This window comes from Allobosea eneae (assembly GCF_042657265.1).
Classification (GTDB): Bacteria; Pseudomonadota; Alphaproteobacteria; order Rhizobiales; family Beijerinckiaceae; genus Allobosea; species Allobosea eneae.
Window position 1 is genome coordinate 1 of sequence record NZ_JBHSLW010000056.1, and the last position, 18,420, is coordinate 18,420.

Sequence of the window (18,420 nt, forward strand, 5' to 3'; positions counted from 1 at the left end):
ACCATCGCCTCCGCGACGGCCTTCCTCTACGCAGCCGCCGCCATGGTTCTTATCCGCCGCATCGCGCGAGCGTCATGAGTTCCGGGACGGACTCTGAGGAGATGAAGGAAGGCCTCGACAAGACCGACGCCGACTTCAGCCAGTACTATTATTATCGCCGCCCGCGCTATGTCCGGCGCTATTATTACCGCCCGCGCTACTATTACCGCCCGCGGCGCTACTACTATCGTCGCCGCTACTACTACTGAGCGGTTTGCGACGGGCCGGAGCTCTGCTCCGGCCCGCTTCTCTTTCGGCGCTTGTCGTCGCGTGTCAGAGCGAGTTCGTCCGTGCCTGCCCCGGCTCGGCGACGGGCACGCCGGCGGCGACATACTCGCTGAGCTTGTTGCGCAGCGTCCGGATCGAGATGCCCAGGATCTTGGCGGCATGGGTCCGGTTGCCCAGGCAATGATCGAGCGTATCGAGGATCAGGTCGCGCTCGACATCGGCGACGGTCCGCCCGACCAGGCCGCGCGTCACCGCCTCCGCCGTCTGCGCCGCCCGCGAGGCGACATCGCGCCCGCTGGCCGGGCCGAGCGTCTCGCCCTCCGGCGTCAGCATCGCCTCGGTGCCGATCTCGACGCCTTGTGCCAGCAGCACGGCGCGATGCACGGTGTTCTCCAGCTCGCGGACATTGCCGCGCCAGCTGTTGCCGAGCAGGAGCTTGCGCGCCTCGGCTGCGATCGGCCGCAGCGGCATGCCGTTGAGCTCGGCATATTTCTTGGCGAAATGGTCGGCCAGCGCCAGGATGTCGCCCGGCCGCTCGCGCAGCGCCGGCAGGCGCAAGTGTACGACGTTCAGCCGGTAGAACAGGTCCTCGCGGAAGGAGCCCTCGCGCACCGCATCGCCGAGATTGCGGTTCGAGGTCGCGATGATACGCAGGTCGACCTTGACCGGCTGCGTACCGCCGACCCGGTCGATCATGCGCTCCTGCAGCGCCCGCAGCAGCTTGGCCTGCAGGCGCACATCCATCTCCGAGATTTCGTCGAGCAGCAGCGTGCCGCCATTGGCCTCCTCGAACTTGCCGATCCGCCGCGCTATCGCGCCGGTGAAGGCGCCCTTTTCATGGCCGAACAATTCCGACTCGAGCAGGTTGTCGGGGATCGCGGCGCAGTTCACCGCGACGAAGGGCCTGTCCTTGCGCAGCGACTTCTGATGCAGGTGCTGCGCGATCATCTCCTTGCCGGTACCGCTCTCGCCGGTGACCAGGACGGGCGCATCCGAGCGCGCAATCTGGTTGGCGAGCTGGACGACGCGTTCCATGGCGGGGTCGCGCCAGATCAGGCTGGCCTTATCGCCCGCGACGGCGGCGAGCACGGCGGCGATCAGCTCCGGATCGGGCGGCAGCGGCACATATTCGCGGGCGCCCGCCTGGATCGCTGCGACGGCGGCGCGGGCATCGGTCGAGGTGCCGCAGGCGACGAGCGGCGTGCGGATGCGCTCGACCTCGAGCGCCGCGATGAGCTTGGCGATCGGCTGCTCGACATCGACCATCAAGAGGTCGCCGCCCTTGGCGCGCAGCACCGCCAGCGCCTGCTCGATGCTCTCGGCATGGGTGACGGCGGCGCCCTGCGACACCGCGATCTTGGCGGCCGTGATGAGCTGGCCCTTGAGGCTGCCGACGATGATGAGGCGCATGGCTCAGGCCTTCCTTGAAAAATGCAGTCGCTCCGCCCGGCTCGTCACCGGTCGGTCTTGATGATTTCCGTCATGGTCACGCCGAGGCGCTCCTCGACCACTACGACCTCGCCGCGCGCCACCAGGCGCTCGTTGACGAAGATGTCGATCGCCTCGCCGACGCGCCGGTCGAGCTCCAGCACCGTGCCGGGTGTGACGCGCAGGAGATCCCCGACCGCGATCCGCGACGAGCCGAGTACGGCGGAGACCGTGACCGGCACGTCGAAAACCTGTTCGAGATCCTCCGCCGTCTTGACCGGAACCGGCCCCGAGCGCGCCACCGAGTCCGCGGCATTATGGTCGAAGGAGAGATCGGCCGGGTTGAGCGGCGGCAGGTTGAGGTCGTTTTCGTTTGGCATCTGTCTTACCCCGCTATGGCATCGGACCGAAGAGTGGACTCCACTTTCCGGAATAATCCGATGCGATAACAATGTGATAGATCATCATGACCGCGCCCGTTCGGCGTGATGATCTGACTGGCCGAAGACGGCCCTGACAGCCTTGTCGACCGCTTCGTCAAGCGCCGCGCTTTCGATCGCGATGCCGCCATCGGCCCATTCGAGCTTGCCGTCACCGAGGGCGATGTCGGGTTCGCCGAGCACCACGATCCTGCCCGCGAAGCCGGTCTCGCGCGCAAGACCAGCGAGCTTGCCTTCGACGGTCTCGACCAGGCTTTCATGCACCCGGATCGCCAGATGCGGCGCGTGCCGGGCATGGGACAGGCATTCGCGCGCCGCAGCGAGCAATTGCGCCAGCGGCTTGTCGGCGAGGGCTGCACCTGCGAGGCTGCGCGCGGTCGCGACCGCGAGCTGTGCGGCCTGCGCCTCGATCTGCGCCAGTCGCTCGTCCTGCTGGGCGAGCAGCCGCTCACTCTGGCGCACCAATTGCGCCAGCAGCGCCCCCAACTGCTGCTCGGCCTCGCGCCGGGCCTGGTCGAGGCCGCTACGGAAGGCCTCGGCCTTGGCCGCCTCCAGCGCCGCTTCGTCGACTGCGTTGCGGCTGTTGCCGCTAAAGTCGGTGGCGAACATGAACTTTTTCGCTGCTGCCATCAGTACACCAGCTCGTCTTCGGCATTGCCCTTGGAGATGATGATCTCGCCCTTTTCGGCGAGGTCCTTGGCCAGCGTCACCATCTTCATCTGGGCTTCGTCGACCTCCTTGAGACGCAAGGGGCCGAGGCCCTGCATGTCGTCTTGCAGGTTCTTGGCGGCACGCTGCGACATCGCCCCGAGGAAGAAGGCGCGCATCTCTTCGTTCGCGCCCTTGAGGGCGCGCGCCAGCATGTCCTTGTCGACCTGGCGCATCAGCGTCTGCAGGCCGGCGGAATCGAGCTTGCCGAGGTCCTCGAAGGTGAACATCAGGGCGCGAATGCGCTCGGCCGATTCCTGGTTCGTCGCGTCGAGCGCGGCGAGGAAGCGCATTTCGGTCTGGCGATCGAAGCCATTGAAGATCTCGGCCATCATCTCGTGCGGATCGCGCCGGCGCGTCTGCGTCAGCGTCGAGACGAACTCGGTGCGGAGCGTGTTCTCGATATGGTCAAGCGCCTCCTTCTGCACCGATTCCATGCGCAGCATCCGGCTGACCACCTCGATCGAGAGTTCGTTCGGCAGGTTGCGCAGCACATTGGCCGAGTGATCCGGCCGAATGCGCGATAGGATCACGGCGATGGTCTGCGGGTATTCGTTCTTGAGGAAGTTGGCGAGCACGACGGCGTCGATATTGCCGAGCTTCTGCCACATATTGCGACCAGCCGGACCACGGATCTCTTCCATGATCAGCGCGACCTGATCGCTCGGCAGGATCTTCTCGAGCAACGAGATCGTTCGGTCGAAGGAGCCAGTGATCGCGCCGGCGCTGGAGAGCCGGCCGACGAAATCGAGCATCAGCTTCTCAACCTGGTCGGAATCGACCGTGCCGAGCTCAGCCATCGCCCGGGTGATGATGCGGATCTCCTCGTCGTCGAACTCCTGCCAGATCACCCGTCCATGCTCTTCGCCGAGGATGAGCAAGATGACGGCGGCGCGCTGCGGCCCGGTCATGGCATCGAGCGTCGTCGGGCCACCGGAATAGCTGGACTCGTCGTCCGAATCGGCGCCGCGGGTCGCGATGGAGCGTGTCGCCATGGTTCAGGCTCCCGTCACGCTGGTGCTTTCTCGTGGATCCAGCCGCGTAGCACAGCGACGGAATCCGCGGGATTCTGCGCAACCATGGCGCCGATCTTCTCGACCGACTGGGCCTTGAGCTGGCCCTTGATCTGCGCGATCGCGAGCATGCGCTCGGACGGCGCATCGACGTCGATCTGGCCGGGCTCGCCGCCGGCGCCCGCGCCACCGGCGCTAGACGGGAGGGTCGAGGGATCGCCGGTCCCCTGATCAACGATGACCGCGCCATTGCGCATGAAGCTCGGGATGCCGCGGATCTCGCGATCGGGCGCCAGGACCTGTTTGAGCAGTGGGCGTACCACAACCATCAGCACGATCAGGACAAGCAGCGCGATCACGCCCATCTCGGCGAAGCGGACGATGTCCTCCTTGGTGAAGGAGGTGAGTTGCTGCATCAGCGTCTGCTCGGTCAGGTCCGTCGGGGCCTGCGGGGCTTCGGCAAAACGCAGATTGACGACCTCGACCTGGTCTCCGCGCTGACGGTCGAAGCCGATCGCGGTCCGCACCAATTGCCCGATGCGCTCCAATTCCTCTTGCGAGCGCGGCTGATAGGTGGTCTCGGCACCCTGCCGGCTATAGACGCCGTCGACGAGCACCGCGACCGAGAGCTTGCGCACGCGCCCGCCCTCCTGCACCTCGGTTCGGGTGGTGCGCGAGATCTCGTAGTTGACGACCTCCTCGTTCTTCGAGCTGGTGTCGCGCTGCTGGCCCTGTTGCTGGCCCTGGTTCTGCTGCGCTCCCGGCAATTCATTGCCGACGGTGACGCCTTCGCGCTGCTCATTACTGGCGGAGGCTTCCGTGCGGTTCTGGCTCGAGCGGATGACCTTGCTCTCGGGATCGAAGGTCTCCGAGCGGCTCTCGATCCGGTTCGAATCGAGCACGGCCGACACCTGCACGCGCGCGCGGCCCGGGCCGACAATGCTGGCGACGATGTCGTCGACCTGCGCCTTGATCCGCCGCTCGATCGCGCCCTGGCGTTCGTCCAGCGCCACGCCGATCATGCCTTGCTCGCCCTGGGCGCCGTCGGCAAGCAGCCGGCCGCGCTCGTCGACGATCGAGACCCTATCGGGCTTCAGGCCATCGACCGCAGAGGAGACGAGATGGCGGATCGCCCGGACCTGGGCGTTGTCGAGATCGCCGGCGAGCTTGAGCGCGATCGAGGCGCGCGGCGGCTCGCGGTCGCGCTCGAACAGGCGCCGCTCAGGAATGACCAGATGGACGCGTGCCGCCTGGACGCGGCCGATCGAGCGGATGGTGCGCGACAGCTCGCCTTCGAGCGCGCGCAGATGGTTGATGTTCTGGACGAAGCTGGTCGAGGAGAAGGCGTCGCCCTTGTCGAAGATCTCGTAGCCGACGCCGCCGCCGGACGGGATGCCCTTTCCGGCAAGTTCGAGCCGGAGCTTCGGCACGTCGGCCCGGGGCGCCAGGATGGTCTGACCGTCACCACGCAATTCGTACTTGATCCCGCGCGTGTCGAGGTCCTTGGTAATGGCGCTGATGTCCTGGCTCGACAGATCGGCGAAGAGCACGCCCATCGTCGGCTGCGACATGCGTAGCATGACAAAGGCGAAGAAGCCGATCAGCGCCAGCGTCACCGCCAGCATCGCCGCCAGCCGCGCTGCGCCGAATCTCCGGAACTGATCGAGTAGCCCGTTCACGCCATTCTTCCGTCGCCCGGTGCCTGCCAGACCAACGCGCAGACACACCACTAGGCAAGTTTTTCCCGGTGCATGGTTAGCGCCCGGTTAACGACGGTCAGGAAACGGGACATATCGGGCCGAACGGCGCATAGCCAAAATGCGAAAAAGCGCCGGCCGCTCGACCGACGCCCCGAATTTTCGCAAATGCCGTAATGCCTTACTGGCGATAATGCTGGATGCGGGTGGTGCGCAGGCCGGCAAGGCCATGCTGGTCGATCGAGGACTGCCAGCTCAGGAACTCGTCGACCGTCAGCGTGTAGCGCTGGCAGGCCTCCTCCAGACTGAGCAGGCCACCGCGCACGGCGGCGACGACCTCGGCCTTGCGCCGGATCACCCAGCGACGCGTGTTCATTGGCGGCAGATCGGCGATCGTCAACGGGCTGCCATCGGGCCCGATGACGTATTTGACGCGCGGTCGCAGCGGCTCGGTCATGGTACTCTCACACAACTCAACAGACCTACTGCCGAAGAGCCTAGCCCCAGCGGGCTTAAATTTTGCCTAAAGCAATCAGACAGGCTTTCGGCATGGCTGATGGCGCGCCCCGTCCGCGCTTTCCGTTCGACCCTATCCGGTCGAACGGCCAGAATTCGCGGACTTGATAGATTGGCCCATGTTCTGATCGCAAAAGTGGCCTCCACTTTTGCGGAACATGGGTCAGGCGGTGCTCTTCACCGATTTGACCTTGTCCAGCGAGACCCTGATCGCGCCGATCAGCAGGGTCGGCACGGCGCTCGAGAAGTCGATGCCGTCGACCTTACCAGTGATCTCGGTCTTGACCGTGATCGCCGCGCCGGAGACGTCGGTGCCATCGACCGTAATGGTGTACTCGCCGTCGGGCGCGTTGGCGCCGGTCGCGGTCTTGCCGTCCCAGCTATAGGTCTGGTCGCCGGCGGTCAGCGTCTTGGTGCCGCTATAGACCACGTTCCCCTTCGCATCCTTGATCGTGATCGTGCCGGTGCCGCCCTTGGAAGCGTTGAGCTTCCATTCGGCGTTGCCGTCCTTGAGCTGCGTCGCCGCGCCGTCGGCGGTCACCGTCTGTCCGACGAAGCCGATCGCGCTCGCGCCCGTCGTCGCCTTGCTGACGGCGAGCAGCGCGGTCAGCGTCTCGTTCTGCTTGAGCTGCTGCTCGACGCCGGCGAACTGCACGAGCTGTTGAGTGAACTGGTTGGTGTCGAGCGGGTCGAGCGGGTTCTGGTTGCGGAGCTGCGTCGTCAACAGGGTCAGGAACTGATCGAAATTATTGGCGATCGAGGTGCCGCCGGTCGCGGTGTTGTTCTGAGCGGCGGCGATCTGCTGGGGGCTCCAGGTGCCAGTATTGGAAACGGCCATATCCCGTCCCTCCTTCAGATGCTGAGATCGACGCCGCCGAGGCGGCTGGCGTTGCGGGACAGGCTCGCCACCTCGGTGACAAGCGCGCTGTCGTCGGAAACCTGGACCCAGGCACGGCGACCGTGCTGCGACTCGTTTTCATGCCGCTGCTGCTGGCGCGCACCCGACTGGTCGGATTGGTCGCGCAGGCTCATCTCGATGCCGCCCTCGGACGGCTTCAGCCCGGCCTGCTCGAAGGCACGCTCGAGCGTGCGCGCATCGCGCTGGAGCATATGCAGCGTCTCGACCCGATCCACCGTCAACTTGGCGCTGACCTCGCCCTTGTCGGAGATTTCCAGGCGAACATCGATCCGGCCGAGCTCGGCCGGATCCAGCCTGATGTCGAAGCGCTTGTTGCCGGCGAGAGCCTGGGCGCCGATCTCGACCGGCACGACATGCAGCGGCGTCGCCCGGCCGGTGTCGCCCGACAGGATCTTGTGGGCGGCCTCCGCCTGTGCATGGGCGGTCGCCTGGGCGGCCGCGTCGAGCTCGGTCAAGGGCACCTGCGGCTCGATCAGGCTCTGTGGTCCGGCGGCAAGAATGGCCTGCGGGCTCAACGGAGCGCTGGTCGGCTGGCCGTTAGCAGCCGACGCAGCGTCCGGGGCGCCCGCCGGCGCGGGCTGGCTTGGGGTCGTCGCCTCACTGACCTTGACCTCGCCAGCCAAGGCGATCGCAGCAACCTTCCCGGCTTCGCCCGCGTCTTGCGACATGGTCTGACCATCGGCCGTCTTGGCGTCGCTTGGCGGCGCCTCTCCGGACGCCAGGCCGGCCTTGGTCTTGATCTCCGCCGCGACGAGTTGCGGCGTTAGTCCGGCTTTGCCTCCGGCCACGGCGACCTCACCACCCGTGCTGGCCTGACCATCGGCCTTCACTGGCGCGGCCGGCATCGGCACTGCGAGACCGCCCGGCACGGCTTGTGCGGGGGCAACCGCGACAACGCTCGCCGCAACCGTCTGCCCCTCAGGCTTACCCTCGGGCGTGGCGGCGCCCTCCGGCTTGGCCGGCTCTGCGCCCTGAAGCGTCAGCGCCGCCAGCACCAGGAACTCCGCAGCGACATTGGGCACAGGCACGGGCATGGGCTGTGTCACAGCTCCCGCCACCAACTGCTCGTCGGGCCCGCCCTTGTCGATCATGGGCGCGCCTTCGAGCGGAGCCGCGGGTGCAGGCTTGTTCTCGTGGCCGATCCTGCCTTCCGCAGGCTTGCTGCTCGCGGCGGCCTTCGCCTGCCCGGTCTCGACGGGAGTAGCCTTCGGCGTCGCCAGTTCTGCGCCGGCACCGTCCTCTGGCTTCCCTGGCTGCTCTTTCGCGTCTGCCGTCCTGCTCGCCTTGCCGGGCTCGCTGGCGCGGGCTGGAGAATTGCCGTCGGCCGCGGTCTTGCGGGCACCGTCTTCCGGTTTCGAAGGCCCGCCCGTCTCCGCGCTCCCGCGCGCAGCGCGATCATCGTCGCGGCGCGCACGCGGCTGCTCAACCGGCTCCTCCGGTAGGGAAAAAGCCTGCTCCGGCTCGCTCCGCTCCGGCGCGCGGCGGTTGGGAAGCGGGATCTCGGGCAGCGCGGACGAACGCGAGACCGGCGCGGCGGACATGGGGTACTCTCCGGAACAGAACCGTGACGAAGTGGCCGCAGCCATGCCAGCAAGCGGCAGGCCAACCGGAAAGAGCTTTTAATTCAAAAGGTTGAGTGAATCGTCATCGTGTCAGGCCCGGCAGGAATCGCTTCATAGGCGAGCCGACCCGGCAGGAATTGCCGGCCTTGCGCTGGCCCGCACCTGTCAAAACCGCTATAGAACGCCCAAATCCTCGGGCTCTCCAGCCCGAACCCGACCGGAACCCTGATGACCGCCTCCCTCAACTCGCTCGACATCGCCAAGCCGCCATCGGCGACGCGCGTCGTCGCGGCCATGTCGGGCGGCGTCGATTCCTCGGTCGTGGCGGCGCTGCTGAAGCGCCAGGGCTACGACGTCGTCGGCGTCACGCTGCAGCTCTACGACCATGGCGCCGCCGTGCACCGCGCCGGAGCTTGCTGCGCCGGCCAGGACATCCACGACGCCCGCCGCGTCGCCGAGGCGATCGGCATCCCGCACTACGTGCTCGACTATGAGAGCCGCTTCCGCGACGCGGTGATCGAGCGCTTCGCCGAGAGCTATCTCGCCGGCGAGACGCCGATCCCTTGCGTCGAGTGCAACCGCACCGTGAAGTTCCGCGACCTGCTCGGCCTCGCCCGCGAGCTCGGGGCCGATGCGCTCGCCACCGGTCACTACGTCGCGAGCCGCGATCTCGGCACCGGTCATCGCGGCCTCTTCCGCGCCGCCGATGAGAGCCGCGACCAGAGCTATTTCCTCTATGCGACGACGCAGGAGCAGCTCGACCTGCTGCGCTTCCCGCTCGGCGGCCTCGACAAGGCCCAGACCCGGGGGCTTGCCGCCGAATTCGGCCTCGCCATCGCCGACAAGCCCGACAGCCAAGACATCTGCTTCGTGCCGAGCGGCCGCTATGCCGAGGTGATCGAGCGTCTGAAGCCGGGCGCCGCCCGCCCCGGCGCCATCGTCCATCTCGACGGCCGCGTCCTCGGCGAGCATGAAGGCGTGCTGCGTTACACTGTCGGCCAGCGCAAGGGCCTCGGCATCAGCGGCGCCGAGCCGCTCTATGTCGTCGCGCTCGATGCGCAGAATGCTCGCGTCATCGTCGGCCCGCGCGAGGCGCTGAGCGTTGCCCGCGTCGACCTGCGCGATCTCAACTGGATCGGCGACAGCGCCCTCGCCGATCTGCCCCCCGAGGGCATCGAGGTCGCCGTTCGCGTCCGCTCGACCCGCGCCCCGCGCGAGGCCCGCCTGCTCGCCGACGACAAGGGCGTGCATGTCCTCCTGGCGCAGGGTGAGGAGGGCGTCTCGCCCGGCCAGGCCTGCGTGATCTACGACCATGCCGGCAGCGGAGCCCGGGTGCTCGGCGGCGGCGTCATCATGGCCAACCGGGCGCCGCGCCCGGCGCCGCAGCCCGAGCCCGCCTACGCCACCACATGACGACGACGAACGGTCTCGACGCGCAAAGGCGCGTCTATGCGGTCTGGGCGAAATTCTACGACCGGATCTATCAGGGCCTGCTCGCCCGCGCCCAGCGCGAGGCGGTGGCGGCGGCCTGCGCCAGCGGCCGCGACATCCTCGAGATCGGCGTCGGCACCGGCCTGACCCTGCCCTATTTCGAGCGCGACAAGCAGGTCGTCGGCGCTGACCTCTCGCTCGACATGCTGCGCGTCGCCCGAGGCAAGGTGCTGAGCCAGGGCCTGACCCATGTCCGCGGACTGATGGTGATGGACGCCTGCCGGCTCGGCTTCGCCGACCGCTCCTTCGACGCCGTCACCGCCCAGTTCGTCATCACCCTCGTGCCCGATCCCGAGCAGGCGCTCGCCGAGATGGACCGGGTGCTGCGCCCGGGCGGCGAGATCGTCATCTCCAGCCGCCTCGTCGACGATGGCGGCTTTGCCGCGCCGTTCTGGAAAGCGGTTGCGCCGCTGGCCAGGGCGATCGGCTGGAGCAGCGATTTCAAGGTCTCGCGCCTGACCGACTGGGCCGCCGGCACCGGCCGCTACGAGACCATCCATGTCGGCCAGGGCTATTTCAAGGTGGTCAGGCTGAGGAAGCTGGGCTGATCGGCACCATCAAGGCTTGACGCCGACGCCTGCCGCCCCCTATATCCGCGCCGTCGCGATTGACCGCCATTCACGGTGCGTCGCTATCGGGGCGGGGTAGCTCAGCTGGTTAGAGCAGCGGAATCATAATCCGCGTGTCGGGGGTTCGAGTCCCTCTCCCGCTACCATTCGACCCCCCGACGCTTTTGCGCTCAGGGAGTGGTCTCCTCCGATCAGGCTCGTCAGCTCGCCAAGCACGTCGATCGCCGGCTGCTCGCCGGCGGGCGCCGGATGGATCGTCACCGTTCTGATCAGCTCGCGCAGCGCCGCCTTGGCCTCGCCCCCTTGCGCCTCGCCGTCCGCGATCGTCGCCTCGAGGCGCTCGATCGCAGCAAGATAGCGCGCCACCGTCGCGGGGTGCAGCGCGACCACCTTGGGCGGTTCCTCCGCCGCCGCGAGCTCGGCGCGCAGCCGGTCGCGCTCCGCCTTCAGCGGCGGCAGCTCGCGCTCGAGCGCCTCCTCCTCGATCAGCCCCTTCACATAGGCGCGATAGACCCGCTCATGCTCGCGTTCGGCCGCAGCGAGGTCGCGCTCGATCTGCGCGCGATTCGCGACCGTCTCGGCGGCCAGGCGCTGGCGCTCCTCATTGTAGACGCGGATATAGAGGGCGATGGCTTCGCGATCCGCCATGCGCTCGCGCAGGCCTCCCACGACAGCCTGCTCGACCTGGTCGAGGTAGTAGCTGCGCCGGTTGCCGCAACTGCCCGATTCCGCCGCGGTGGTGCAGCGGATCCTGACGCGGCCGTGATCGCGATCTTTGACCGAGATGCCGCCGCCGCAGGCGCCGCAGCGCAGCAGGCCCGAGAGCAGATGCTTCGGCCGGGCGCGCTCGCGCGGGCTGTCGAAGGCGCGGCCGGCACGCCGCGCCGCGACCTGGTCGAAGATCTCCGGCGCGACGATCGCTAGATGCGGCACATCCTTTTGCTGGTGCTCGCTGGCTTCGTTGACACGCGAGATGCGCCGGCCCGTCGCCGGGTCCTTCACCATCCGCACGCGGTTCCAGACCAAGCGCCCGGCGTAGAGCGGATTGAGCAGTATGCCATGACCGCGCTTGCGGTTGCCGTTGATGGTGATCGCCGCCCAGAAGCGCCCGCGCGGCGGCGGCACGCTTTCGTCGTTGAGCCGGCCAGCGATCTCGCGCGGGCTGGCGCCGGCGCCATACTCAGCGAAGATGCGCCGGATGATTTCTGCCTCGGCCGGAACGATGACGAGCTCGCCCGGCTTGCCCGGCACCGGCCGATAGCCATAGGCGCGCCCGCCGGCGCTCATGCCTTCGCGCACGCGACCGGCGAGGCCGCGCCGCGTCTTCTGCGCAAGCCCCTTCAGAAACAGTGCCGACATCGTGCCCTTGATGCCGACATGCATCTCGCTGACCTCGCCATCGGCGAGCGTGACCAGCTTCACGCCGGCGAAGCTCAAGGTCTCATGCGCGCGGGCGATGTCGGCGAGGTTGCGCGACAGGCGGTCGAGATCCTCGGCGAGGATCAGGTCGACTTCGCCGGCGAGCGCGAGGCCGGTCAGGCGCTGATAGTCGGGCCGGCCATGAATGGTTGCACCCGACGCGGCGCGGTCGGCGAACTCGCCGACGATGCGCCAGCCCTGTCGCTGCGCGTGGGCACGGCAGAGCGCTAGCTGGTCGTCGACCGAGCGCTCATTCTGAAGGTCGGTCGAGAAGCGGGCGTAGAGGGCGGCGCGCGTCATGATGGATTCCCGTGCCGATCGCGGCGGCATGATCGCGGCGGGCCGCCTCGCGCGCAAGCGCCTCCACCAGCCGGGCGATGGCCGGGTCGAGCGTTTGCGGCCGTTTGGCGGCGGCGCGTGGCATCAGTCGATGCCCTCAGCTGCCGCGATCCGGCGCTGCTCGCGGCTGTGCTCGATCTGGCGCAGCTTACGCGCGGCGAGCTCGACCAGGACCGCGTCGCCGCTCGCGATGTCGAGCCGTGCGATATGCTCGGCCGGGCCGAACCTGTCGGTCAGCACCGCGCCGGCGGCGAGCGCTTTGGCCTTCATGCCGAGCGAGATGTCGAAATGCACCCATGATGCGTTGCGGTGCTTGCCGTGGCTCAGCGTCGGATGGCCCTGAACCCATTTCCGGTCGACGCCGATGCGATCGACCATGGCGAGCAGGTCGTCGAGCGTGTCGGCCCAGAGATGGCACATGACCATGCGGCCGAACTGGTGGCGGACATCGTCGACATAGACGGCCACGGCTCAAAACCCCGGATAGGTCTGCGCTTCGCCGCGGGCGACGTTCCGGCCGAGATCGGTCAGCTCGTACATGATCATGTCGGGCTGGCCATGTCGGCCCTTGTCGCGGCGATAGACCCGGAACAGGCAGTGATAGAGCGCGGCCTGCATCTGCCAGTCGTCGGCATCGGCATAGAAGTGGTCTCGATACCCGGCTTTCAGGCCCGTGCCGCCATAGGCGTGAACAACGCAATGCAGCACGCCGTCGGATAATTGCGGAGCCAGCGGGTGCCGCTCCGGCAGTTCGACGTCGCGCTCCGGCGCGCGGTGGCACGCACGGATATAGGCCAGCGCCTTCTTGAAGGAGCACCCCCATGCGTCGCGCACGTCCGCGATGACCTCGGCCCTGGCTCTGGCTGCTGTAGGCGCGAAAACGACGGGGCTGCTCTCGCAACCGTCAACCGTGACGCGCCAGGCCTTGCGGATCCTGCTCATCGCGGACGCTCCGGCATAGCGTCGTGCTGGACGCCGTCGACCAGGCGGCCGGCGCGCTTCTTGCCGATGTGCTCGATGAAGGCCGCGCCGTTCTCCGGATAGAGTTCATGGGCCTTCGCGACGTGCGGGTGCCCGGCGAGGCAGCGCCAGCCCGAACGGGGATTTGCGTGCGCCTGCTCAGGTGTTGACGGCGCCCACTCCCCCCACTGCTTGAAGAAGAAGGCGGTGCCGGCGGCGGCGCACTGGTCGCGGATCGAGCGGGCCCAGTCGGGATGCATCGGCCGGGCCTCGCGCCCGCTCTCGCCGCCGACGATGATCCAGTCGAGCTTGGCGAAGTCGCGCCGCTGAATGAAGGCGCGGCCCTGATCATCTACCCCTGTCGGATGCCACGCCGCCGCGCCGGAAAGCGCGTTGAGCATTCCAGTGTTGACGTGCTTTCCCGAACTGACCTGTGTCGCGATCCCGGTGAAGTCGATCGGCCCGAGCAGCGGCTCGGCGCTGACGAAGCGGATCGCCGCCGGCGTCGCCAGCAGATCGGGAATGCGCTCGTCGGCGCGGCGCTGATCCTCGGCGCTGACGCCGAGCCAGACGTTCGGCAAGGGCCAAGGCCAGTCGGCGCCGAGAAGCTTGCGCGAATAGTAATTTCTGCCGCTGGATACGGCGACATGGTTGCCGATGATGATGCGTTGACGGGCGGTTTCGACATAGGCCCGCATCCGCGCGCTGCGCTTAGTCAGCACCTGGTAGGTGTGCTGCGGCGTCAGCGCCATCACGGCGAAGACCTTGTCGATCCACTCGTCGGGCACGGCTTCGTGGAAGAGGTCGCCCATGCTGTTGACGAACCAGGTCGTCGGCTTACGCCGGCGCAGCGGCTCCAGCATCGTTCGCTCGGGCGCCAGCGTGAGCTGGCCGGTCCAGACCGGCTTGCCGTTGACCTTGCGCGTCATCGCCTCGGCCGGCGCACCGACGAAGGGGCGGCCGACATAGGCATGCTTGAAGCGCTCGGCGATCGCCATCGCGTAGCAGTTGGTGCAGCCGGGCGAGACGATGCTGCAGCCGACGATCGGGTTCCATGTCCGCTGCGTCCACTCGATCGATGTGTCAGCCATGGGGGCGCTCCGTGACGTCGCCGTATTCGTGGGCATGAGGATCGGGGACCGTGCCGCGCGCGGGGCGGTCGAGGAGCCGGGCGAGGCAGAAGCCGGCGAGCGCGGCGAGCAGCAGGATGAAGCCGAGCGCCGGATCGAGCGGCGGCAGCTGGGAATCGAGCCATGCGATCACTTCGGCACCTCGCCGACCTCGACCATCACCGGCGGGTGCTGGGTGCCGAGCAGGCGCAGGATGATGGGAGCGCCGCAGACGATGCGGGCGATCTCGTCCGGCGTCGGCAGCCACGCCGTTTCCATGGCTGACGTTTCCGGCCCGCCGACAGCGGAGTTGATCACGACGTCGCGCAGCGGCAGGCCGAGATAGCCCTGGCTCTGGCCAAGCACGCGCGTCGCGCCCTCGATGCGGCCGATCATCATTTGCTCGCTCCGATCCTGAGGCGGCCTGATTCCGTGGCGCAGTAGCCCGAGCCGGCCGGCCGCCCGTCATCGCACCACAGGCCCTTGCCGAATTGCGCCATGCCCTTGCGCGCGAGGGCTCGGACTGAGCGCCGGACATCGCCGGCGTGCAGGCCGGAGCGGCGGGCGATACTGGCGAAGCTCATAAAGGCGAAGTCGCCCTCGACCTCGCACAGCGCGGCCAGCGCCTTGCGTTCGCGCTCGCTGAGCCTGATCTCTCCGAGGGCGCGGACTCCTTCGGAGTGCCGATCAGCCGGCCGCGTGCCACCTTTCAACACGGCCGCGCCCTCGGAACCGGCGGGGGCGCCGGACCTGGTGATTTCGATGTGCCCGACGATCAGGCCCTGCTGCTCGCCGGCAAATGCACTCAGCGTCGGCATGGGCTCGCCCAAGGTCGGCTCCCAGCCAAGCGCCTCCCAATGGCCGAGGCGATTCCAGCGCAGCAGCCAATAACCGCCGCGACGATCCTGGCCGATATAGGCGCCCTCGGCGGCTTGGGGCGGCAGGCCGGGGGTGAAGGAGGTGGTCATTGCAGCACCGCCTTGGCGCGGTTTGCCCGGCGGATCGCCACCATGCGGCGGCCCCATTCCATGACGAAGCCGGGAACGTCCTTCCGGACCTCGCGCACCATCTCGCGGGCGGATTCATGCAGGGCGCCGAATACGTAGCAGAAGCAGGGCATGCTGATGCGCGCCCATTTCGCCAGATCATCGCAGGGCTGGCAGGTGCGAAAGTGAAGGATCTCGCCTTCCCACTTGCCGACGTCATAGCGATAGGTCTCGCCGGCCATAATCGGCGCGCTGCATTCCTCGCAGCGATGCGCCTTTCTGGCCTTGCGCCGATAGGTGTTTTGGAACTCCGGCATGTCGAAATCGCAGACGCATTCGTAGGTCATGCCGAGCCTCCCGCAGGTGCGGAAACACGCTGGCTCAGGCGTGGCGCGTTGCTCGCCGGGCCGAGCCGCTTCTGCAGCTGGGTCGCTACGTCTCCGAGCAGGATGAGGCCGAGCTGCAGTGCCTCGCGCGAGCGGGTGTCCAGCTCGGCATCGGTGCTGACGATGGTCGAGCCGATGTTGGCGAGCGTGACGACGCTGGCGATCTCCAGCTCGTCCGGCGTGAAGCCTGCGTCGATCTCGGCGGCCCGCGCCAACAGGAAGGCCTTTGACATGGCATGATTGACTCGGTGCCGCATGGCGCGCTCGCCGGGCTGGCGCATCTCGTCCGCGAGGGCGGCCTCGGCTTGCTCGATCAACTGACGGGCCGCGTCCTGATGAGGGGTGAGGCTCGTCATGCGCTCTCTCCCACGGCCTGCAGGTAGAGATCGAGGATCGCCTCTTCCTCCCTGCGCTCGTCGAGATCGCGCCGGCGCAAGGCGACGACCTTGCGCAGGATCTTGGTGTCGTAGCCGTTGGCCTTCGCCTCGGCGTAGACCTCCTTGATGTCGTCGGCGATCGTCTTCTTCTCCTCCTCCAGCCGCTCAATGCGCTGGACGATGGATTTGAGCTGATCGCCCTGGACGGGGTCGTCGTGGTCGTCGTTTTGCGGATAGGCCACGGCTCAGCGCCTCCACTCGATCAGCAGAGCGCGCATGGCGTCGCGATGGCCGCTGAGGCTGCCGGCAAGGCGCGTCAGCTCGGCGATGCGGCACGTGACGCGCTCATTGTCGCGAATGGCGTGGCTGATCTCGTCGCGCGCCGCCTGGATGCGCGGGCCGATGGCCGCCGCCTCCCTGGCGAGGCTTTCCAGCTCGCTGCCGACATGCGCGAGCGCGTCGTCGAGGCGCTCCAGCGTCATCTCGACATCGGGCGGGAGGCGCGGCGCGCCGGCATAAAGCCCGCCGATGGCGCGATAGGCGGCTTCGCCGTCCGGCGTCAGCTGGGCGCACCAGCGGCGGACCTCGCCGGCTGCATAATCACGGGCGGCGGCATAGCCGCGCCGCTCCAGCGCCTCGACCGTCTGGTCGAGCACGACCGCGTCCGGCCGCGCCCGGCTGCGCCAGCGCCCGACGGAACCGTGATCGGCCCGGCTGCCGGTCAAATAGAGCGGGCCGGCATGCAGCAGGCCGAGCGCGACGCGCATCGGCAGGGTGATCTGCGGCCGCTCCGGCGCGGCCGGCGCCCGGGGCGCCAGAGCGACCACGGCGCCCATCAGTGGACGCCCTTCTCGCGAGCGATGTTGGTGGCGGCGTCGAAATGCTTGTCGATCTGCGCGTCGCTGAACTTCAGCTTCAGCGTGTCGCGATCGACCGAGCCGACGGCGGCCATGCGGTCGATGATGTAGTCGGCCATCGCCTCCGGCACGGGGACGGCGGGCGGGCGGCGGTAAGTCTGAGTGCGGGACACGGACGTGCTCCATCGGGTTGCGATGGGCACTAATCCGTAGCGATGTTCGCTACGTTGTCAAGCGCGCTACATTGAAAAGCTGCTGACTCCCATTGTCAGGATGGCGATTCGCCGCGTGATTTTGTTCTTGTTGCGTTCTCATCCCTGAGTCACGTTGACGCATCCTTAACGGAGTGTTGCGTCATGGAAGATCAGGCTTGCGTCGCTCGGTTCGAGCTGCATTTTCACTGCTTCAATTGCCAGGTTAACGTATCGGCCTTCCTTGACGTGCCGGACGTCGAGGGCGCGCCGCGCGATGCCGAAGAGCTGGGCGAGAGCGCCTTCCTGCAACGGCAACGCTTCCTCTGTCATCGCTGCGAGGGAGCGATCGGCCTCCTCGTCGGCATCACCGCGGTCACGTGAGTTCGTTGGTGACCCGACGGACCAGGGCGATGATCTCGACCTTGGTGCCGTCGTCGGCGCCGGGATCGCGTTTGACGACGATCGGCTTGTGCTTTGGGTTGGTCGAGCGCGGATGAAACTCGACGCGATCGGCATACAGCTCGAGCTGCTTGATCGACCACTCGCGCTCCTGACCGCCAAAGCGGGTTCGCTCGACCACAACGACCATTCCGTCGCGCAGAGGGGCCTGCGTATCGACATCCTCGTACGCCACGCACGATACCGTGTCCCCGCCAAGAATGGGGCGTGGCTTCAGGGCGTTCATGCTGTCGCCCTCGACATCGAAGCTGAGATGTCGGGCATTGGGAAACTTGCTGTCGCGGATATCCAAGGTCGTTTCCGCCTCGTCCCAGTCGCCCAGATCCTCCTGTGCCCTGAACGCTCCCGCCTCGACGCGCCCGGCCTTTCGGACGGGCACGAGCGGCGACGTGGAAGGTCTGATCTCGAGCGGGAGGCGCTCCGGCTCTTGAATCTTGTCCGATTCGTCCGGCTTCTTCAGCAGGCGGGTTATGGCGAGCATCTCGTCGGCGGCGATCTTGCGCTGCCCGCTGGCCATCTTATTCACAGCGGCGCGATCGATCGACCGGCCGAGCGAGGCCGTGAGCTGCCGGGCCAGCTCCGCCTGGGAAACGCCGGTTTCCCGCAACAGCTTAGACAACCAATCTGAAAGCATGGCTGGAACGTAGCGATTCACGCCGCATTCGGCCTGATCGCTTTTCAATACGGCGCCTCTTGCAATTGTAGCGATTCGCGCTACGTTCGG

General features: G+C 67.5%; 26 protein-coding genes and 1 tRNA gene. 5 read left to right on the plus strand and 22 right to left on the minus strand.

Features of this window, described 5'->3' with window-relative positions:
• Nucleotides 1–101 precede the first annotated feature (101 nt).
• A complete protein-coding gene (locus ACFPOB_RS25935) occupies nt 102–248 on the plus strand; it encodes a hypothetical protein (protein ID WP_377801194.1) in 147 nt (48 codons plus the stop codon).
• Between the two features lie 64 nt (nt 249–312).
• Here the strand turns inward: ACFPOB_RS25935 and flbD are convergent, their stop codons facing one another.
• The 8 genes from flbD to ACFPOB_RS25975 form a co-directional block, all read right to left on the minus strand.
• Nucleotides 313–1,677, minus strand: coding sequence for a sigma-54-dependent transcriptional regulator FlbD (gene flbD, locus ACFPOB_RS25940; RefSeq protein WP_377801195.1), 1,365 nt, complete (start codon nt 1,675–1,677; stop codon nt 313–315).
• 44 nt (nt 1,678–1,721) lie between these two features.
• Entirely contained in the window at nt 1,722–2,075 is a 354-nt protein-coding gene (fliN, locus tag ACFPOB_RS25945) for a flagellar motor switch protein FliN (RefSeq protein ID WP_092156582.1), read from the minus strand.
• An 84-nt stretch (nt 2,076–2,159) separates the two neighbouring features.
• Complete coding sequence (locus ACFPOB_RS25950; protein WP_377801196.1) at nt 2,160–2,765, minus strand: FliH/SctL family protein; 606 nt, start codon at nt 2,763–2,765, stop codon at nt 2,160–2,162.
• Nucleotides 2,765–3,754: a flagellar motor switch protein FliG gene (gene fliG / locus ACFPOB_RS25955; RefSeq protein ID WP_377801258.1), complete on the minus strand. Its 990-nt coding sequence runs from the start codon at nt 3,752–3,754 to the stop codon at nt 2,765–2,767. The genes ACFPOB_RS25950 and fliG overlap by 1 nt, the downstream gene beginning before the upstream one ends.
• A 98-nt stretch (nt 3,755–3,852) precedes the next feature.
• Nucleotides 3,853–5,535: a flagellar basal-body MS-ring/collar protein FliF gene (gene fliF / locus ACFPOB_RS25960; RefSeq protein ID WP_377801197.1), complete on the minus strand. Its 1,683-nt coding sequence runs from the start codon at nt 5,533–5,535 to the stop codon at nt 3,853–3,855.
• A 199-nt stretch (nt 5,536–5,734) separates the two neighbouring features.
• Nucleotides 5,735–6,010, minus strand: coding sequence for a CtrA inhibitor SciP (gene sciP, locus ACFPOB_RS25965; RefSeq protein ID WP_057191455.1), 276 nt, complete (start codon nt 6,008–6,010; stop codon nt 5,735–5,737).
• A 222-nt stretch (nt 6,011–6,232) separates the two neighbouring features.
• On the minus strand, nt 6,233–6,907 hold the full coding sequence (locus ACFPOB_RS25970; RefSeq protein ID WP_377801198.1) for a flagellar hook assembly protein FlgD: 675 nt from the start codon (nt 6,905–6,907) through the stop codon (nt 6,233–6,235).
• Nucleotides 6,908–6,921: 14 nt separating this feature from the next.
• Nucleotides 6,922–8,529: a flagellar hook-length control protein FliK gene (locus ACFPOB_RS25975; RefSeq protein WP_377801199.1), complete on the minus strand. Its 1,608-nt coding sequence runs from the start codon at nt 8,527–8,529 to the stop codon at nt 6,922–6,924.
• A gap of 249 nt (nt 8,530–8,778) precedes the next feature.
• Between ACFPOB_RS25975 and mnmA the strand changes: the two genes are divergently transcribed.
• The 3 genes from mnmA to ACFPOB_RS25990 all read left to right on the plus strand — a co-directional run bounded on the left by mnmA (nt 8,779) and on the right by ACFPOB_RS25990 (nt 10,756).
• A complete protein-coding gene (gene mnmA, locus ACFPOB_RS25980; protein WP_377801200.1) occupies nt 8,779–9,963 on the plus strand; it encodes a tRNA 2-thiouridine(34) synthase MnmA in 1,185 nt (394 codons plus the stop codon).
• Nucleotides 9,960–10,589 carry a class I SAM-dependent methyltransferase gene (locus ACFPOB_RS25985; RefSeq protein WP_377801201.1) on the plus strand — a complete coding sequence of 210 codons (630 nt, stop codon included), beginning with the start codon at nt 9,960–9,962 and terminating at the stop codon, nt 10,587–10,589. Before mnmA ends, ACFPOB_RS25985 begins: the two co-directional genes overlap by 4 nt.
• 90 nt (nt 10,590–10,679) lie before the next feature.
• Nucleotides 10,680–10,756: transfer RNA gene (locus ACFPOB_RS25990), tRNA-Met, on the plus strand.
• Here the strand turns inward: ACFPOB_RS25990 and ACFPOB_RS25995 are convergent.
• The 13 genes from ACFPOB_RS25995 to ACFPOB_RS26055 are packed head-to-tail and all read right to left on the minus strand — an operon-like array spanning nt 10,713 to nt 17,216.
• Nucleotides 10,713–12,359 carry a recombinase family protein gene (locus tag ACFPOB_RS25995; RefSeq protein ID WP_377801259.1) on the minus strand — a complete coding sequence of 549 codons (1,647 nt, stop codon included), beginning with the start codon at nt 12,357–12,359 and terminating at the stop codon, nt 10,713–10,715. The genes ACFPOB_RS25990 and ACFPOB_RS25995 overlap by 44 nt on opposite strands.
• A complete protein-coding gene (locus tag ACFPOB_RS26000; protein ID WP_377801202.1) occupies nt 12,280–12,453 on the minus strand; it encodes a hypothetical protein in 174 nt (57 codons plus the stop codon). The genes ACFPOB_RS25995 and ACFPOB_RS26000 overlap by 80 nt, the downstream gene beginning before the upstream one ends.
• Nucleotides 12,453–12,836 carry a DUF4031 domain-containing protein gene (locus ACFPOB_RS26005; RefSeq protein WP_377801203.1) on the minus strand — a complete coding sequence of 128 codons (384 nt, stop codon included), beginning with the start codon at nt 12,834–12,836 and terminating at the stop codon, nt 12,453–12,455. Before ACFPOB_RS26005 ends, ACFPOB_RS26000 begins: the two co-directional genes overlap by 1 nt.
• A 3-nt stretch (nt 12,837–12,839) precedes the next feature.
• A complete protein-coding gene (locus ACFPOB_RS26010) occupies nt 12,840–13,310 on the minus strand; it encodes a hypothetical protein (RefSeq protein ID WP_377801204.1) in 471 nt (156 codons plus the stop codon).
• Nucleotides 13,307–14,419, minus strand: coding sequence for a phage Gp37/Gp68 family protein (locus ACFPOB_RS26015; protein WP_377801205.1), 1,113 nt, complete (start codon nt 14,417–14,419; stop codon nt 13,307–13,309). Before ACFPOB_RS26015 ends, ACFPOB_RS26010 begins: the two co-directional genes overlap by 4 nt.
• Nucleotides 14,412–14,591: an apolipoprotein O family protein gene (locus tag ACFPOB_RS26020; protein ID WP_377801206.1), complete on the minus strand. Its 180-nt coding sequence runs from the start codon at nt 14,589–14,591 to the stop codon at nt 14,412–14,414. The genes ACFPOB_RS26015 and ACFPOB_RS26020 overlap by 8 nt, the downstream gene beginning before the upstream one ends.
• The gene (locus tag ACFPOB_RS26025; RefSeq protein ID WP_377801207.1) at nt 14,588–14,836 is read right to left on the minus strand and encodes a hypothetical protein; all 249 of its coding nucleotides are present in this window, start codon (nt 14,834–14,836) and stop codon (nt 14,588–14,590) included. The genes ACFPOB_RS26020 and ACFPOB_RS26025 overlap by 4 nt, the downstream gene beginning before the upstream one ends.
• Nucleotides 14,833–15,405 (minus strand): hypothetical protein, encoded by a 573-nt coding sequence (locus ACFPOB_RS26030; RefSeq protein WP_377801208.1) that lies wholly within the window; start codon nt 15,403–15,405, stop codon nt 14,833–14,835. The genes ACFPOB_RS26025 and ACFPOB_RS26030 overlap by 4 nt, the downstream gene beginning before the upstream one ends.
• Nucleotides 15,402–15,770, minus strand: a complete 369-nt coding sequence (locus ACFPOB_RS26035; RefSeq protein ID WP_377801209.1) for a hypothetical protein — start codon at nt 15,768–15,770, stop codon at nt 15,402–15,404. The genes ACFPOB_RS26030 and ACFPOB_RS26035 overlap by 4 nt, the downstream gene beginning before the upstream one ends.
• Nucleotides 15,767–16,165 carry a hypothetical protein gene (locus ACFPOB_RS26040; RefSeq protein ID WP_377801210.1) on the minus strand — a complete coding sequence of 133 codons (399 nt, stop codon included), beginning with the start codon at nt 16,163–16,165 and terminating at the stop codon, nt 15,767–15,769. The genes ACFPOB_RS26035 and ACFPOB_RS26040 overlap by 4 nt, the downstream gene beginning before the upstream one ends.
• Nucleotides 16,162–16,428: a DUF2312 domain-containing protein gene (locus tag ACFPOB_RS26045; RefSeq protein ID WP_377801211.1), complete on the minus strand. Its 267-nt coding sequence runs from the start codon at nt 16,426–16,428 to the stop codon at nt 16,162–16,164. The genes ACFPOB_RS26040 and ACFPOB_RS26045 overlap by 4 nt, the downstream gene beginning before the upstream one ends.
• Nucleotides 16,429–16,431: 3 nt before the next feature.
• On the minus strand, nt 16,432–17,022 hold the full coding sequence (locus tag ACFPOB_RS26050) for a hypothetical protein (RefSeq protein WP_377801212.1): 591 nt from the start codon (nt 17,020–17,022) through the stop codon (nt 16,432–16,434).
• A complete protein-coding gene (locus ACFPOB_RS26055) occupies nt 17,022–17,216 on the minus strand; it encodes a hypothetical protein (RefSeq protein WP_377801213.1) in 195 nt (64 codons plus the stop codon). Before ACFPOB_RS26055 ends, ACFPOB_RS26050 begins: the two co-directional genes overlap by 1 nt.
• A gap of 183 nt (nt 17,217–17,399) precedes the next feature.
• On the opposite strand from ACFPOB_RS26055, the gene ACFPOB_RS26060 reads away from it, so the two are divergent.
• A complete protein-coding gene (locus ACFPOB_RS26060) occupies nt 17,400–17,618 on the plus strand; it encodes a hypothetical protein (RefSeq protein ID WP_377801214.1) in 219 nt (72 codons plus the stop codon).
• Here the strand turns inward: ACFPOB_RS26060 and ACFPOB_RS26065 are convergent.
• Complete coding sequence (locus ACFPOB_RS26065; protein WP_377801215.1) at nt 17,611–18,378, minus strand: LexA family protein; 768 nt, start codon at nt 18,376–18,378, stop codon at nt 17,611–17,613. The genes ACFPOB_RS26060 and ACFPOB_RS26065 overlap by 8 nt on opposite strands.
• Nucleotides 18,379–18,420 lie beyond the last annotated feature (42 nt).

What these genes read in the sequence shown, in the direction of transcription:
- ACFPOB_RS25995 (WP_377801259.1), bottom strand. Translation starts at nt 12,359, where the DNA reads ATGCCGCCGCGATCGGCACGGGAATCCATCATGACGCGCGCCGCCCTC.
- ACFPOB_RS26030 (WP_377801208.1), bottom strand. Translation starts at nt 15,405, where the DNA reads ATGACCACCTCCTTCACCCCCGGCCTGCCGCCCCAAGCCGCCGAGGGC.
- ACFPOB_RS26060 (WP_377801214.1), top strand. Translation starts at nt 17,400, where the DNA reads ATGGAAGATCAGGCTTGCGTCGCTCGGTTCGAGCTGCATTTTCACTGC.
- ACFPOB_RS26035 (WP_377801209.1), bottom strand. Translation starts at nt 15,770, where the DNA reads ATGACCTACGAATGCGTCTGCGATTTCGACATGCCGGAGTTCCAAAAC.
- ACFPOB_RS25950 (WP_377801196.1), bottom strand. Translation starts at nt 2,765, where the DNA reads ATGGCAGCAGCGAAAAAGTTCATGTTCGCCACCGACTTTAGCGGCAAC.
- fliN (WP_092156582.1), bottom strand. Translation starts at nt 2,075, where the DNA reads ATGCCAAACGAAAACGACCTCAACCTGCCGCCGCTCAACCCGGCCGAT.
- ACFPOB_RS26025 (WP_377801207.1), bottom strand. Translation starts at nt 14,836, where the DNA reads ATGATGATCGGCCGCATCGAGGGCGCGACGCGCGTGCTTGGCCAGAGC.
- ACFPOB_RS25970 (WP_377801198.1), bottom strand. Translation starts at nt 6,907, where the DNA reads ATGGCCGTTTCCAATACTGGCACCTGGAGCCCCCAGCAGATCGCCGCC.
- ACFPOB_RS26050 (WP_377801212.1), bottom strand. Translation starts at nt 17,022, where the DNA reads ATGGGCGCCGTGGTCGCTCTGGCGCCCCGGGCGCCGGCCGCGCCGGAG.
- mnmA (WP_377801200.1), top strand. Translation starts at nt 8,779, where the DNA reads ATGACCGCCTCCCTCAACTCGCTCGACATCGCCAAGCCGCCATCGGCG.
- ACFPOB_RS26000 (WP_377801202.1), bottom strand. Translation starts at nt 12,453, where the DNA reads ATGCCACGCGCCGCCGCCAAACGGCCGCAAACGCTCGACCCGGCCATC.
- ACFPOB_RS26010 (WP_377801204.1), bottom strand. Translation starts at nt 13,310, where the DNA reads ATGAGCAGGATCCGCAAGGCCTGGCGCGTCACGGTTGACGGTTGCGAG.
- ACFPOB_RS26015 (WP_377801205.1), bottom strand. Translation starts at nt 14,419, where the DNA reads ATGGCTGACACATCGATCGAGTGGACGCAGCGGACATGGAACCCGATC.
- fliG (WP_377801258.1), bottom strand. Translation starts at nt 3,754, where the DNA reads ATGACCGGGCCGCAGCGCGCCGCCGTCATCTTGCTCATCCTCGGCGAA.
- sciP (WP_057191455.1), bottom strand. Translation starts at nt 6,010, where the DNA reads ATGACCGAGCCGCTGCGACCGCGCGTCAAATACGTCATCGGGCCCGAT.
- ACFPOB_RS25935 (WP_377801194.1), top strand. Translation starts at nt 102, where the DNA reads ATGAAGGAAGGCCTCGACAAGACCGACGCCGACTTCAGCCAGTACTAT.
- flbD (WP_377801195.1), bottom strand. Translation starts at nt 1,677, where the DNA reads ATGCGCCTCATCATCGTCGGCAGCCTCAAGGGCCAGCTCATCACGGCC.
- ACFPOB_RS25985 (WP_377801201.1), top strand. Translation starts at nt 9,960, where the DNA reads ATGACGACGACGAACGGTCTCGACGCGCAAAGGCGCGTCTATGCGGTC.
- ACFPOB_RS26040 (WP_377801210.1), bottom strand. Translation starts at nt 16,165, where the DNA reads ATGACGAGCCTCACCCCTCATCAGGACGCGGCCCGTCAGTTGATCGAG.
- ACFPOB_RS25975 (WP_377801199.1), bottom strand. Translation starts at nt 8,529, where the DNA reads ATGTCCGCCGCGCCGGTCTCGCGTTCGTCCGCGCTGCCCGAGATCCCG.